The organism is Curvibacter lanceolatus ATCC 14669, assembly GCF_000381265.1.
GTDB lineage: Bacteria > Pseudomonadota > Gammaproteobacteria > Burkholderiales > Burkholderiaceae_C > Curvibacter > Curvibacter lanceolatus.
This window is the reverse complement of sequence record NZ_KB906254.1, coordinates 16,919-30,389: the sequence shown is the minus strand read 5'-3', so window position 1 is coordinate 30,389 and position 13,471 is coordinate 16,919. Positions and strand designations below refer to the sequence as shown.

Genomic DNA, 13,471 nt, shown 5'->3' with positions numbered 1-13,471 from the left:
AAAGGCGATCAGGCCTTCTTGGCGTAGGCGCTGCACCAGCCCTTGGTGGCCACTTGCTTGCCGGCAAACAGGGGGCAGCCACCGGCCGCGTCAGAGGCCTTGCCCTGGAACAGCGCGCAGCTGCCGCAATGGTCGCCAGCGGCGTACTTGGGGAACTTGGACTTGTCGACCTTGGTGGCGTCAGCCTTGTAGCCCAGGGCAGCAGCTTGCGGGTCGTTCTCAGCCACCAGCGGAGCGGCAGCGCGAACAGAGGAAGCGGCCAGCACAAAGCCGGTACCAGCACTCAGTTGGAAGAAGAATTGACGACGATTGGACATGGCAAACCTCAGGTGGGGAGAGTCTTGATTTGTGAAACGCCAGCGCCTTGCGAAGCTGGCAAGGCATTGTGAACCCACCCCGACCAGCCCACCTTGAGCCAAAGCAAGACCAAGCACCAACCCTGGACAATTTCTGGATCGCCTGTATCGCAAGCCTACCCAGCGGTTAGCTCATCAAGCCGACGCCGGGTCCGGCAGCCCCCACAGCCGCGCACCGCCAGACTCCAGATGGGTCAGGTAAAGACGCACATCCAATTCAAGCTGGTGGTAGGCCGGCTCCAGGTGCTCACAAAGCCGGTAGAACGCCTTGTTGTGCTCGCGCTCGCGCAGGTGCGCCAACTCATGAACCACGATCATGCTGAGGAAGGGCGGCGGAGCGTCCTTGAACAAGGCGCCAATGCGGATCTCATGCTGCGCCTTGAGGCGCCCGCCCTGCACGCGAGCGCTGATGGTGTGCAAGCCCAGCGCGTTGCGCACCACATGGATCTTGCTGTCATACACCACCCGGTCCAACCGGGGCGTCTGCCGCAGATGCTCCTGGCGCAGCGCCTCGACATGGCGGTACAAGGCGCCATCGGTGCGCAGGCCGTGCGGTGTGGGATAGCGCTCCATCAACCATTCGGGCAAGCGCCCTGAGGCCAGCAAGCGTCCAGCCTGCTGCTGCAATGATTCAGGGTAAGCCGCCAGGTACTTGGAGACCGCCACAGTCTCCGTCACAGCGACCGCACCCCCATCGACACCACCTGAGCCATCGACTCAGTGCAAATGCCGGGGCCGGCGGCCACCGCCATGCCCGGAGCCCCCCGAACCTCTCGGCGGGCGGCCGATCTCGAGCGAGTTGACCAGGTCATCAAAGCGCTGCGAGAACAGCTTGTCGATCTCGGCCACCACCCCGCCCAGCTCGGAGCCGTCGAAGTGTCGCTCCATCATGTTCACGACATCCTGCACCAGCAGATCACGCTGCACCTGCATGATGGCGGCCGGGTTGGGGCCCACGAACAGCATCAGAAAATCATCGCGCGACTCGGCGCCACGGTCTTCTTCCTCTTCGTCAAACTCGGCGTCGTAGAAAGTGACTTCGATCGCGGCACCCAGCTCGGAAATCTCGTTGAGATTCATGCACATCTCGTCCAGCGACTGGCGGAAATCCTCGTCGCCGCGCACCGTCCAGCACATCTGCAGCAGATGCTCCTTGGGGTCGAACTTGATCCCGGGCTCCTCGTCGTAGGCGCTGGTCGCCCCATCGGCCAAGGAACGCGCGCCGGCGTAGTGCCACAGGGGCTTCAGGGCCTCTTGCAACTGGTCAAACTGGACATCACCACGCAACTGCACCTGACCGTGCACGTGGATTTCAAAGGGGGCGTTGTAACTTGACATGATTCAATGGTAATAGTGCCCCGAAACAGACCCATCGGGTCCGAACCTGATTGGCGAATGGTCCTGGCTAGGGGGGGAACCACTGGCTGAGCGCCAAGCAGACCTGCACCCATTTTGGCACGGCGTCAGACCGACGAAAGGCATTTGAGAGACCGAAGCAGGCCCCAATCGCGCACTTTGCGTGCTGCAAACAAGGCCCGACGAGCCAGCAACAGCCCGCGTACGACCTGGGTTCGAACCCAAAAAAACCCGCTACGCCTTGCAGCGCGCGGGTTTTGAGGTGGTGTGAGATGGCTTGAAAGCCAACTTTGGTGCCCCGAGCCGGGGTCGAACCGGCACGCCCCTTTTACGGAAAGCGGCGGATTTTAAGTCCGCAGTGTCTACCAATTTCACCATCGGGGCACACCGATCAGGCCAAGGGCCACAGGTGAGCAGCATGTTGCCTGATCGGGTCAGGCGCGCATCATAACGCGACACGGCACGGTCAGTGGCTGCCACACAGGCAACAAAAAAGGGAAGCCTGGGCTTCCCTTTTTGAAATCTGGAGCGGGAAAAGAGTCTCGAACTCTCGACCTCAACCTTGGCAAGGTTGCGCTCTACCAACTGAGCTATTCCCGCAAATTTCGACCGGATGTCTGATGACCTCCTGATCGTGGCGATCCGAAGATCCCCAAGAACTGGAGCGGGAAAAGAGTCTCGAACTCTCGACCTCAACCTTGGCAAGGTTGCGCTCTACCAACTGAGCTATTCCCGCGTGTTCTGCACGCTCTCTGTGATGGCTGCACGGCAGGTTTGGTGCCTGCCAGCTTGTCAATCACAAAGACTGAAACCTGGAGCGGGAAAAGAGTCTCGAACTCTCGACCTCAACCTTGGCAAGGTTGCGCTCTACCAACTGAGCTATTCCCGCGTTTTTCACAGTGTATGCAGTTTAACTTGCGTTGCCCTGCGTATCCAGCGAAGCCTCGAATTATACATATTTTTTGCCCGACTCAAGACAGTCCCAAAAAGTTTTCGTTGCCCCGTGATCAGCACGGCTGGCGACAAGCCTGCGCGAATTCCACGATACTCATCGCCCAAGCAGACCCTCGAAGCCATCATGAAAATCGCCACCTGGAACGTCAACTCCCTCTCGGTCCGACTGCCGCAAGTGCTGGACTGGCTCAGCGCCCATCCGGTGGACGCGCTGTGCCTGCAGGAACTCAAGCTGAGCGATGACAAGTTCCCGGCCGCTGCGCTGCAGGAGGCAGGCTACCACAGTGCCTTCATGGGCCAGAAGACCTACAACGGCGTGGCCATCCTGAGCCGCACGCCAGTCACCGAGGTGGTGAAGAACATCCCGGGCTTTGCCGACGAGCAGTCGCGTGTGATCGCGGGCACGCTGCACACCGACACGGGTCCCGTGCGCCTGGTCAATGGCTACTTCGTGAATGGGCAAGAGCCTGGCTCGGACAAGTTCGACTACAAGATGCGCTGGCTGCGGGCCCTGCAGGACTGGCTCAAGGAGCAGCTGCAAAGCCACCCGCGCCTGGTGCTGGTGGGCGACTTCAACATCACCGCCGATGACCGCGACACCTGGGACCCGGAAGGCCTGCGCGAGACCATCCACCACACCACGGCCGAGCGCGATCATTTCAAGGCCTTGCTGGGCCTGGGCCTGCACGATGCCTTCCGCCTGTTTGATCAGGCTGAGAAAAGCTACTCGTGGTGGGATTACCGCGACTTTGCCTTCCGGCGCAACCGCGGCCTGCGCATCGACTACACCCTGGTCAGCGAGGCGCTCAAACCCCTGGTCAGCGCCTGCGAGATTGATCGGGCCACGCGCAAGAACGAACGCCCCAGCGACCACGCACCGGTGATCGTGACCCTCTGATCACCCGCAGGGCGGCAGGCCATTGGCCCGCCACCCCGCAGAGCGGAATTCACTCCAGGCCCAGTTCCTGGATCTTGCGGGTGATCGTGTTGCGACCGATGCCCAGCTTCTGAGCCGCCTCGATGCGACGGCCCCGCGTGTTGGCCAATGCCGTGAGGATCAGTTTGGACTCGAAGCGTCGGGTCAGCTCGTCCCACACATCGTGGCGGCCGCTGGCCAGCAGCTCCAGAGCCTCCAGCTCCAGGCCCTGCTCCCAGGCTGCCGAGCGCCCCAGGCCCGCGACCGGCAAAGAAACCGACTCGCCACGCCCGGCATCCGACAGCGCCATGTCCGAGGCCGGGATGGCGATCGGCTGAGCCAGCACCGAGGCCGGCAAGACGGTCGCGGCAGGCGAGGCAAATGCCGTGGCCGGCTCAGCCACCGGCTCTGGCTCCAGCACCGGCGCCGCGGGGTGGAAACTGGTGCTGTTGATGGCACCGGATGCGCCTTGCATGCCCAGCACTTCAGGCGGCAAGTCCTTGGCCTCGATCACCTGGGCCGGCGCCATCACCGTGAGCCAGTGGCAGATGTTCTCCAACTGCCGCACGTTGCCCGGAAAGTTGAAGGTCCCCAACTGGGCCAGAGCGTTGTCGGCAATGCGCTTGGGCTCCACGCCGAGTTGTTTGGCGCTTTGCTGCAAGAAGTGCCGGGTCAGCATCGGAACGTCTTCCTTGCGCTCGCGCAGCGCCGGCAGACGCAGCCGGATCACGTTGAGGCGGTGAAACAAATCCTCGCGGAACACGCCGTCTTTGACGCGCTGCTCCAGGTCCTGGTGGGTGGCCGCAATCACGCGCACATTGGCCTTGACGGCGTTGTGCCCGCCCACGCGGTAGAAATGCCCATCCGACAGCACACGCAGCAAACGCGTCTGCAGGTCAAACGGCATGTCGCCGATTTCATCGAGGAACAGCGTACCCCCCTCGGCCTGCTCGAAGCGACCGCGGCGCATGGTCTGCGCGCCCGTGAAAGCGCCGCGTTCGTGACCGAACAGCTCCGACTCCAGCAGATCCTTGGGAATGGCTGCGGTGTTGATGGCCACAAACGGGCCATTGGCGCGCGGCGAATGCTTGTGCAGCGCGCGGGCCACCAGCTCTTTGCCTGAACCCGACTCGCCGGTGATCATCACCGTCACATTGCTCTGGCTGAGCCGGCCGATGGCACGGAACACGTCCTGCATGGCGGGCGCCTGGCCCAGCATCTCGGGCGTGGCGGCCATGCGCTCTTCGGCGACCTCTTCGCGCTGGCTTTCTTCCACCGCGCGGCGGATCAGCTCCACCGCCTTGGGCAGGTCAAAAGGCTTGGGCAGGTACTCAAACGCGCCGCCCTGGAAGGCCGACACGGCGCTGTCCAGGTCCGAGAAGGCGGTCATGATGATGACCGGCAAGCCCGGATGGCGTTCCTTCACCTTGGCCAGCAGATCCAGGCCCGAGCCGCCGGGCATGCGGATGTCACTCACCAGAACCTGAGGCCCCTGGTTGTCGACGTCTTCGTCACCGATCTCATCCAGCGCCGCCAGCACCTCACGGGGGTTGGTGAAGCTGCGGGTGGGCAGCTCTTCCCGCAACAGCGCTTTTTCGAGCACAAAGCGGATCGATTGATCGTCATCTACTATCCAGATCGGCTTCATGTGCAAATACCACCTCAGGTCAAATTGTTGTCAATCACACTCAGGGCAACGGAATCAACATCTTGAAATCCGTTCTCCCTGGCACGCTATCGCACTCGATCAAACCGTGGTGTTGCTGAACAAAGGTTTGCGCCAAAGTCAGCCCCAGCCCTGATCCGCCATCCCTGCCCGACACCAGCGGGTAAAAGATGCGGTCTTTGATCGAGTCCGGCACGCCGGGCCCGTTGTCGATGACATGCAATTCCAATGCCAATCGGTAGCGTTGCTTGCCAAAAGTAACCTGTCGCGCAATCCGCGAGCGGAAAGTGATTTGCGCATCGCCCGCAGCCACCCGGTCCGCCAGGGCCTGGGCCGCGTTGTGGGCGATGTTGAGCACCGCCTGGATGAGCTGCTCGCGGTCGCCGCGGAACTCGGGGATCGAGGTGTCGTAGTCGCGGATCACCCGCAGGCCGCGCGGAAACTCCGCCAGGATCAGCGAGCGCACGCGTTCGCACACCTCGTGGATGTTCACATCGCCCACCACATGCGGGCGCCGGTGCGGCGCCAGCAGGCGGTCCACCAGGGTCTGCAGTCGATCGGCCTCGTGGATGATGACCTGGGTGTATTCGATCAGGTCACGCGACTCGATCTCCATCTGCAGCAATTGCGCCGCCCCGCGGATGCCGCCCAGCGGGTTCTTGATTTCGTGGGCCAGGTTGCGGATCAGCTCCTTGTTGGCCTGGGCCTGGTCGATCAGACGCTCTTCACGGTCTTGGCGGGCTTGCTGCTCCAGCGGCAGCAATTCGATGATCACCTCGCCGGGCTGATCGGTCTGCGCCACGATCACATGCACCAGCACCGGGTCGTGGGTGAAGCGCTTCAGCCAGGCGTCATAGCGCAGGGCTGCAAACTCGTTGCTGCCCGCGCCCTCCAGGGCGTTGCGCAGGATCTGGGGTTCGGAAAAGAAATCGGCAAACTGCGAGCCTTCGATGGTGCGGCGCGAGGTGCCGATGGCGTCCTCCAGGGCCGCATTGGCAAAGATCACCGTTCCATCGATGCGGACCACCGCCACCAGCGTCGCCAGCAGGTCATAGGCATGGAAGGCATCGGCCACCGGGTCTGTGAGGGTGAGCCGGTTCATTTGAGACGCGCGATTTCACGCTTGATACCGGCCACATCGGCCTCGGCACGCGTCACGGCCTCTTTGAGCGCCGCCACCCGATCAAGGTACTTCTGGTAATTCTTGGCCTCGCCGCCCTGCTTCTCGGGCTCGCCATTGTTGTATTCCTTTTGCAGCTCGGCCAGCCGTGCCTCGGCCTTGCGCAGCTCAGACTCCAGAATGGCGCGCGCATCGGCGTCGCGCGCCTTCTGCTCACTGTTGTCCACCTTGGGCGAGCCTGCGGGCGCCGTGACCACCTTGGCGGCATCGCCGCCGGCGGGGGCCTGGGCGGCCGGCCGGGTGCCCGGCACCACGGTCACATTGCCGCCCTCGATCAGCTTGCATTCCTTGGCCCGATTGGCCGGGACCGTGTTGGTGTATTCATTGCCGCAACGGTAGATGCGGTCTTGCGCCATGGCGGCGCTGCAGATCAGGGTCAGCAGGGAAATCAGTACAGCGTATTTCATACATCCAGTTCAGCACCCCATCGGGCGGCGAGCCAAGTATCTCCGAATCGGCTGGCGAGGCAAAGGCAAAGCCCACCCCGAGCGCGCCGGGTACATGGGCGAGCACATGAGCCTACACCCAGGCCGGCAGCAAGAAAAAAGGGCAGCCGAAGCTGCCCTTTTTGCTGACGTGGCCTAGCCTCGCATCACAGCGAGTAGTACATGTCGAATTCGACCGGGTGCACCGACATGCGGTAGCGGGTCACTTCCTGCATCTTCAGATCGATGTAGGCGTCGAGCATGCTGTCAGTGAACACGCCGCCCTTGGTCAGGAAGGCACGGTCCTTGTCCAGCGCTTCGAGGGCTTGGTCCAGGCTGTGGCAGACGGTCGGCACCAGTGCGTCCTCTTCGGGCGGCAGATGGTACAGATCCTTGGTGGCGGCTTCGCCCGGATGGATCTTGTTTTCCACGCCGTCCAGACCGGCCATCAGCAGGGCGGCAAAGCCCAGGTAGGGGTTCATCAGCGGATCGGGGAAGCGGGCTTCCACGCGACGGCCCTTCGGGTTGGCCACGAAGGGGATGCGGATCGAGGCCGAGCGGTTCTTGGCCGAGTAAGCCAGCTTCACCGGGGCTTCGAAGTGCGGCACCAGGCGCTTGTAGCTGTTGGTGCCCGGGTTGGTGATGGCGTTCAGAGCACGGGCGTGCTTGATGATGCCGCCGATGTAGTACAGGGCGAAATCAGACAGGCCTGCATAGCCGTCGCCAGCGAACAGGTTCTTGCCGTCTTTCCAGACCGACTGGTGCACGTGCATGCCCGAGCCGTTGTCGCCATGGTAGGGCTTCGGCATGAAAGTAGCGGTCTTGCCGTAGGCATTGGCCACGTTGTGCACCACGTACTTTTGCAGGATGGTCCAGTCAGCGCGTTCCACCAGGGTGCTGAACTTGGTGCCGATTTCGTTCTGGCCAGCGCCCGCCACTTCGTGGTGGAACACTTCGACCGGAATGCCCAGCGATTCGAGGATCAGGGACATCTCGGCGCGCATGTCTTGCGTGCTGTCGACCGGGGGCACCGGGAAGTAGCCGCCCTTGACGGTCGGACGGTGACCACGGTTGCCGCCTTCGAGCTTGGCACCGGTGTTCCAGGGGGCTTCGTACTCTTCGATTTCGTAGAAGGTGTTCTGCGGATCGGTGCTCCAACGGATGCCGTCGAAGATGAAGAATTCGGGTTCCGGACCGAAGAAGGCGGTGTCGCCCAGGCCGGAGGCCTTCAGGTAAGCTTCAGCGCGCTTGGCGATCGAACGCGGGTCGCGGTCGTAGGCCTTGCCGTCGGCGGGTTCCACCACGTCGCAGGTCAGGATCAGGGTGGTCTCTTCGAAGAAGGGATCGATGTTGGCCGAGTTCGGATCCGGCACCAGCAGCATGTCCGAGGCTTCGATGCCCTTCCAGCCGGCAATCGAAGAACCGTCAAAAGCATGGCCTGACGTGAACTTGTCTTCGTCAAAGTGGGACACGGGAACCGTGGTGTGCTGTTGCTTGCCACGGGTATCGGTGAAGCGGAAATCAACGAACTTGACTTCGTTTTCCTTCACCAACTTCATCACGTCTGCGACGGTCTTTGCCATCAGGATCTCCTGTTCGAGGCTGGTTAAAAATTCAATGACGCCGGAAGGAATGCAGTTTTTATGCCAATCCTTGGTGCATGGCACCGGACGCCGACTTCGGTATTTTGCCCTGCCTGAACGGTATTGCCACCCGTTTGCAGGCTCCGAAATGCACTCGGGTGGGGATTTTTTGTCTCAGGCCGCAATGCACCAATTCAATGCAAGCAACAATGCATCAAATTGGTGCAAAGCATCAACGCACCAATTCGGGGCCCAGCTTGAGATCAAAGCGATGCAGGCCGGCCAGCAAGGCCGGGTAGGCCGCCAGCACCCCGGTCGGGTCACCCTTCACCCCCAGTTCGATGTGCCGGCCGTATTGCGGGTGGTCCACGCTGGGCAGGCTGAACACCTTGACACCGGCATGCTCGCGCTCGATGGCCTCCATCAAGGGCGTGAGCGTGGCCTCCATCGAACCGAACACGATGACCGACTTCTCCACATGCGCCACGCGGTTGAAGAGGTGGGCGTAGTGCGTGTCCAGCACCCACTCGACCATCGGCCAGGCCATCACCGGAAAGCCAGGCACAAAGTGCACCGCGCCACCGCCCTGCCCCACGCAGGTGAAGCCCGGGATCTTGTTGTAAGGGTTGGGAATGATCTGCGCCGAGGCCGGAAACACGCCCATGTTCAGGCGGTGCACGTTGTCATCGCGCTCGGGCTCGTAGGGCACGCCTTGTTCGCGGGCCACGTCCTGCATGCGTTCGCGGATCAGATCGGCGGCACGCGGGTGCAGTTGCAAGGGCTCGCCGAGGGCCCGGGCCGCGCATTGGCGGGTGTGGTCGTCGGGGGTGGCCCCGATGCCACCACATGAAAACACCGCGTCGCCCGAGGCAAAAGCCCGCGCCAGCGTGGCCTCGATACGCTCGGGCGAGTCGCCCACATAGTCGGCCCAAGCGAGCTGCAGGCCCCGCGCGCCCAGCAGTTCGATGACCTTGGGCATGTGCTTGTCGGCCCGCTTGCCCGACATGATCTCGTCACCGACGATGATCAGCCCGAAATTTCGGGGGGCTTCAGGGATGGGACGGGGGCTCGAGGCCGCCGTTGCTGCTGGAGTGGAGGGTGTTGCGCTCATCCTGCCATCCTACCGGCACCGGCTCAGCCACCACGGTGGCGGCCTCAGAAACCGACTCGGCCCGAAGCCTTTCGAGCGCCGCCAGGCAATAGTGGGCAAACCACAGCGAAGAAAACGCAAACACCAGGGTGTAGATCCAGATCGCCACCGGCACCAGGATCACAAAGGCCGCAGCAAACAGCGCTCCTGAGGCCCACACCAGGCTGGGCGCGGCCCCCAGGTAGCCCGTCATCACGCCCATGGCCAGCAAAGACATGCGGTGCCGCTTGAACAGCACTTGCCGCTCGGCCTTGCTGGCATGCACGGCCAGGGCGTCATAGGCCATCACGCGGTAGGTCAGCCAGCCCCAGATCAGCGGGGGCAGGATCAAAATCAGGGGCGGCACCAGCCACAGGGGGATGGAGGCGATCAAGGCCACCAGCGCCAGCAGCACCGAGCCCAGCGACCAGGCCAGGCTGCCCAGCGTCGAGCCCCCGCGCAGGCGCTGCAGATTGGAGAAGCGCCGCTCACCCACCATGGCCACCAGCGAAGGCACCATCAGCACCGCCACCACCAGCAGCGACATCACCACCAGCACGGGCGTGACCACCGCGATCACGATCAGCGGCGCCACCACGGTCTTGAGCTGCCCCACCCCGGCGCCCTGCAACCAGGCCCAGAACGAGTTGAGCAGATCGGAGGACTCCAGCATCTGCCGCACGCCGTCCACCGCGGGTTCCCAATAGAAATAGCCCAGGCCCAGGGCCATGCCCACCAGCAGCAGCAGGGGCAGAAACGACAGGGCAATCACCCGGGGGTGCAGGCAATACACCACCGAGCGCCAGAAAGAATCAAGCAAAAGCGTCATGCCGGCAGCATAACGCCATGACCTGCCCACCGGGCAGGCGCAAGCGCCCGGGCAGCCCCCGAGACGCCAACAAGTTCTGAGTTCAGGCGCGACCGAACAGCCTTTTCAAACCCAGCCACTGCTGGGCCACAAAGCCCTGGCCGTAATCACGCAGGCCCTGGGGCCCAGGCTCCACCTGGTCGCGCACCCCGGTGGGCTCGTAACGCAGCTCGAAATTGGCGGTGCCGAACAGCATGTCCCACCAGGGCAGCAACACCCCGAAATTGCAGCCCCCCAGCACCGGCCGGCCCGAGCGGCCGGTGAATTCATGCCCGATGCCGATGGCGTGGTGCATGCGGTGAAAGCGCGGGCTCACCCACAGCCGCTCGCCCCAGCGGCCAAACCAGCAGCGCAGGTTGGCGTGCTGAAAATTCTCGCTGAGCTGGGTGATGGCCACCACCGCCACAAACTGCCCCGGCGCAATGCCGATCAACTGAGACACCACCACCAGAATGCAATCACCCAGCAAGTCGTCCAGCAGGTGGTTGCGGTTGTCCGTCCACATCGTCATCTGGCGCTGCGAATGGTGCAGCGAGTGCAGGCGCCACCACAGCTCCGACTGGTGCTGGGCGCGGTGCACCCAGTAGCCCACAAAATCAAACACCACCAGGTACAGCGCCAGGCTCACCCAGGGCTGGTCGGTGATGCCGGGCCAGAGTTCATCCAGGTGAAAGGTCTGCCAGCCCGCCACCCGCAGATGGCCGAACAGCTCATCGAACAGCGGGTCAACCATGAAGAACAGCGCTACCCGCACCAAGCCCAGGCGGTGCAGCAGGGTGTAAAAAATGTCGGTGCGCACGGCGGCACGGTCGCGCAAAGGCTCGGCCGGCCGCAGGCGCTGCAAGGGGCCGAACACCGCCACCATCACCGCCAGCTGGATCAGGCCCACCAGCAGCCAGCCGGTGGCATTGAAGCCGTCTTCCAGGAAGTTGCCCAGGCCGGCGTGGAACATCACCGGCTGCACCACCGCCTCAAACAGGCCGGTCTGCGCCTGGCCAAACCAATCGATCAAACTGTCCATCATCATTCAAACACGGTCTCAACGCCCGTTGCGGGCCAGCCAATCCCGGTAGGCTGGGTGCTCACGCAAGGTTTCAAAACAAAAACCTTTGGCCTTCAGGCCCTGGATCAGCGGCTCCAGCACCGCCGGCGCCCAGGGGTCGCGGCGCGACCAGATGCCCAGGTGGGCCATCAGGATGTCGCCGGCGCGCAGGTTCTTCAGGGCCCGCTCCAGCAACTGCGCGTTGCTGAAGCGCTCGCTGGGCAGCTCATCACCCAGAAAACCCGCCGGCGCCCAATCCACATGGGCATAGCCACACTGGCGGGCCGCCGCCAATAACTGGGGCGAGGTCTTGCCACCCGGCGCGCGGAACAAGGGCAAGGGGGCCTGCCCGGTCAGGGCCTGCAGGCGTTGCGAAGAGCGGTCGAGTTGCGCGCAATAGGCCGGGCCGTCGATCACCGACTCACGCCCGGCCTCGGGCCCGGCCGAGGGCTTGACGCGAAAGCGCCACTGCCCGGCGGGCGCCGGCAGATCGGCGCGCCAGTAGACGTGGTCGTAGGTGTGGCTGGCAAAGGTATGGCCCTCGGCGGCGCGCTCGCGCCACCAGTGGGCCCAGTATTCGCCCAGCGTGCCGTCCCCCTGCTGGGTGGGCTCGTTGGCGGCAAAAAAGGTGACCCGCACCTGCTGGCGCTTGAGCACCTCGGCAATCAGGGGCGCCACGCCCATGTGGCCGGTGTCAAAGGTCAGGTACAGCGGCTTGGCACAGGTGGCGGCCGCCTGGGCAGCCGAGGCCAGCCCCAACAGCAGCCCGGCCCCCAGGCCCAGCCACCGGTGGCAACGATCAACGCGGTGCGTGGTCAAGGGTCCAGACGCCATGAGGAGACTTGCCCACGCTGATCTGGCGCAGCACCTTGCGGGTTTCGGTGTCGATCACCGTCATCTTGCGTCCCCAGCGCGAGCTCAGCAGGATCAGCCGGCCATCGGCCGACACGTCCATGCAGTCCGGCCCGGTGGGGCCGGGCAGCTGGGCCACCACGGTCTGGGTCTGCATGTCGATCTTGCTGATGGTGTTGGCCACGCGGTTGCTCACATAGATGTGGCGGCGGTCGCCCGCACCACGGAAAGCGTGCGCGCCCTTGCCGGTGGGGATGGTCTTGACCAGGCGGGCTTCCTTGCCCCCGCTGACGTCGTACACCTCCACCCCCTCGCCACCGGTCAGGCCGATGAACAAGGTCTTGTCGTCGGGGCTGCCATACACGTCGGCCGGCAGCGAGCCAGTCTTGACGCGCCACTTCAGGGTCTGGGTGTTCAGGTCGATGGCCACCAGCTCATCGCTGTCCTGCATGGTCGAGTAGACGATGCTGCTGGTGCTGTCGATCCACAGGTGGCTGGGCGTCTTGCCGGTGGAAATGCGCTTGGACAGCGTCACGTCCTTGCCGTCCCAGCGGTAGATGTCGACGTGGTTCAGGCGGTTGCCGGCCGTCACCATCCACTTCATGTCGGGCGAAAAGCGCAGCTGGTAGGGGTCAACGATGCCGCGCACCGTGCGCTGCACCTCGGCCGTGCGGGGGTCCAGAAAGGTCAGCGAGTCGCCCAGCGCATTGGCCACGATCAGCGATTTCTCGTCGGGCGTCAGGTACAGGTGATGCGGCTCTTTGCCGGTCGGGATGCGCTTGGTCTCGGTCCAGGTCTGCGGGTCGATCACGCTGATGGTGGCATCGAGCGAGTTCAGCACAAAGATCGGGTGGGTCAGACCGCCATTGCCCGAGGCTGCAGCCGCAGTGGCACCGGCTGCCGGTGCAGGCGTGCTCGCCGGAGTGGCGGTGGCCGCCACAGCGGCGGTGGCAGCACCTGCGGTGGCCGCAACGGCAACCGCCGCCTCAGCCTTGGCCGGGCGCTTGGCGTCGGCCTTTGCAGTGGCCTTGGCATCGGCCTGTGCCTTGGTGGCGTGGTGGGTGCTCGGTTTCGCAGCCGGCTTGGCCTTGGGCTTGGCGCTTTCGGTCGCCACGGGCTTGGGTGCCTCGGGGCTGGAGGTCAC

General features: G+C 63.8%; 13 protein-coding genes and 4 tRNA genes. 1 reads left to right on the top strand and 16 read right to left on the bottom strand.

The window, feature by feature from the left end; all coding sequences use genetic code 11:
* Nucleotides 1-8: 8 nt before the first annotated feature.
* The 7 genes from F624_RS0104425 to F624_RS0104395 form a co-directional block, all read right to left on the bottom strand.
* Nucleotides 9-317: a high-potential iron-sulfur protein gene (locus F624_RS0104425; RefSeq protein WP_019573056.1), complete on the bottom strand. Its 309-nt coding sequence runs from the start codon at nucleotides 315-317 to the stop codon at nucleotides 9-11.
* Between the two features lie 174 nt (nucleotides 318-491).
* Entirely contained in the window at nucleotides 492-962 is a 471-nt protein-coding gene (locus tag F624_RS0104420) for a YgjP-like metallopeptidase domain-containing protein (RefSeq protein WP_019573055.1), read from the bottom strand.
* 111 nt (nucleotides 963-1,073) lie between these two features.
* Nucleotides 1,074-1,694, bottom strand: a complete 621-nt coding sequence (locus F624_RS0104415; protein WP_019573054.1) for a DUF6806 family protein — start codon at nucleotides 1,692-1,694, stop codon at nucleotides 1,074-1,076.
* A 309-nt stretch (nucleotides 1,695-2,003) separates the two neighbouring features.
* Nucleotides 2,004-2,096, bottom strand: a tRNA-Leu gene (locus tag F624_RS0104410).
* 140 nt (nucleotides 2,097-2,236) lie between these two features.
* A tRNA-Gly gene (locus F624_RS0104405) sits at nucleotides 2,237-2,312 on the bottom strand.
* A gap of 60 nt (nucleotides 2,313-2,372) precedes the next feature.
* Nucleotides 2,373-2,448, bottom strand: a tRNA-Gly gene (locus F624_RS0104400).
* 77 nt (nucleotides 2,449-2,525) lie between these two features.
* Nucleotides 2,526-2,601: transfer RNA gene (locus F624_RS0104395), tRNA-Gly, on the bottom strand.
* A 189-nt stretch (nucleotides 2,602-2,790) separates the two neighbouring features.
* Between F624_RS0104395 and xth the strand changes: the two genes are divergently transcribed.
* Nucleotides 2,791-3,564 carry an exodeoxyribonuclease III gene (gene xth / locus F624_RS0104390; RefSeq protein WP_031254076.1) on the top strand — a complete coding sequence of 258 codons (774 nt, stop codon included), beginning with the start codon at nucleotides 2,791-2,793 and terminating at the stop codon, nucleotides 3,562-3,564.
* A gap of 49 nt (nucleotides 3,565-3,613) precedes the next feature.
* Here xth and ntrC read toward each other — a convergent pair whose 3' ends face one another.
* The 9 genes from ntrC to F624_RS0104345 form a co-directional block, all read right to left on the bottom strand.
* The gene (ntrC, locus tag F624_RS0104385; protein WP_019573052.1) at nucleotides 3,614-5,230 is read right to left on the bottom strand and encodes a nitrogen regulation protein NR(I); all 1,617 of its coding nucleotides are present in this window, start codon (nucleotides 5,228-5,230) and stop codon (nucleotides 3,614-3,616) included.
* Nucleotides 5,231-5,270: 40 nt separating this feature from the next.
* The gene (gene glnL, locus F624_RS0104380; protein WP_019573051.1) at nucleotides 5,271-6,350 is read right to left on the bottom strand and encodes a nitrogen regulation protein NR(II); all 1,080 of its coding nucleotides are present in this window, start codon (nucleotides 6,348-6,350) and stop codon (nucleotides 5,271-5,273) included.
* Nucleotides 6,347-6,835 (bottom strand): hypothetical protein, encoded by a 489-nt coding sequence (locus F624_RS0104375; protein ID WP_019573050.1) that lies wholly within the window; start codon nucleotides 6,833-6,835, stop codon nucleotides 6,347-6,349. Before F624_RS0104375 ends, glnL begins: the two co-directional genes overlap by 4 nt.
* A 185-nt stretch (nucleotides 6,836-7,020) precedes the next feature.
* Nucleotides 7,021-8,436: a type I glutamate--ammonia ligase gene (gene glnA / locus F624_RS0104370; RefSeq protein WP_019573049.1), complete on the bottom strand. Its 1,416-nt coding sequence runs from the start codon at nucleotides 8,434-8,436 to the stop codon at nucleotides 7,021-7,023.
* A gap of 232 nt (nucleotides 8,437-8,668) precedes the next feature.
* Entirely contained in the window at nucleotides 8,669-9,547 is an 879-nt protein-coding gene (locus F624_RS0104365; protein WP_084679411.1) for a competence/damage-inducible protein A, read from the bottom strand.
* Nucleotides 9,486-10,394 carry an EI24 domain-containing protein gene (locus F624_RS0104360; RefSeq protein ID WP_019573047.1) on the bottom strand — a complete coding sequence of 303 codons (909 nt, stop codon included), beginning with the start codon at nucleotides 10,392-10,394 and terminating at the stop codon, nucleotides 9,486-9,488. Before F624_RS0104360 ends, F624_RS0104365 begins: the two co-directional genes overlap by 62 nt.
* An 82-nt stretch (nucleotides 10,395-10,476) precedes the next feature.
* The gene (locus F624_RS0104355; RefSeq protein ID WP_019573046.1) at nucleotides 10,477-11,460 is read right to left on the bottom strand and encodes a sterol desaturase family protein; all 984 of its coding nucleotides are present in this window, start codon (nucleotides 11,458-11,460) and stop codon (nucleotides 10,477-10,479) included.
* Between the two features lie 12 nt (nucleotides 11,461-11,472).
* On the bottom strand, nucleotides 11,473-12,309 hold the full coding sequence (locus F624_RS0104350) for a polysaccharide deacetylase family protein (RefSeq protein WP_084679440.1): 837 nt from the start codon (nucleotides 12,307-12,309) through the stop codon (nucleotides 11,473-11,475).
* Entirely contained in the window at nucleotides 12,275-13,267 is a 993-nt protein-coding gene (locus F624_RS0104345; protein ID WP_051107329.1) for a YVTN family beta-propeller repeat protein, read from the bottom strand. Before F624_RS0104345 ends, F624_RS0104350 begins: the two co-directional genes overlap by 35 nt.
* Nucleotides 13,268-13,471 lie beyond the last annotated feature (204 nt).

Coding starts and splice junctions, on each gene's coding strand:
- F624_RS0104425 (WP_019573056.1), bottom strand. CDS start 317: ATGTCCAATCGTCGTCAATTCTTCTTCCAACTGAGTGCTGGTACCGGC.
- glnA (WP_019573049.1), bottom strand. CDS start 8,436: ATGGCAAAGACCGTCGCAGACGTGATGAAGTTGGTGAAGGAAAACGAA.
- glnL (WP_019573051.1), bottom strand. CDS start 6,350: ATGAACCGGCTCACCCTCACAGACCCGGTGGCCGATGCCTTCCATGCC.
- F624_RS0104350 (WP_084679440.1), bottom strand. CDS start 12,309: ATGGCGTCTGGACCCTTGACCACGCACCGCGTTGATCGTTGCCACCGG.
- F624_RS0104365 (WP_084679411.1), bottom strand. CDS start 9,547: ATGAGCGCAACACCCTCCACTCCAGCAGCAACGGCGGCCTCGAGCCCC.
- F624_RS0104415 (WP_019573054.1), bottom strand. CDS start 1,694: ATGTCAAGTTACAACGCCCCCTTTGAAATCCACGTGCACGGTCAGGTG.
- ntrC (WP_019573052.1), bottom strand. CDS start 5,230: ATGAAGCCGATCTGGATAGTAGATGACGATCAATCGATCCGCTTTGTG.
- F624_RS0104360 (WP_019573047.1), bottom strand. CDS start 10,394: ATGACGCTTTTGCTTGATTCTTTCTGGCGCTCGGTGGTGTATTGCCTG.
- F624_RS0104355 (WP_019573046.1), bottom strand. CDS start 11,460: ATGATGATGGACAGTTTGATCGATTGGTTTGGCCAGGCGCAGACCGGC.
- F624_RS0104375 (WP_019573050.1), bottom strand. CDS start 6,835: ATGAAATACGCTGTACTGATTTCCCTGCTGACCCTGATCTGCAGCGCC.
- xth (WP_031254076.1), top strand. CDS start 2,791: ATGAAAATCGCCACCTGGAACGTCAACTCCCTCTCGGTCCGACTGCCG.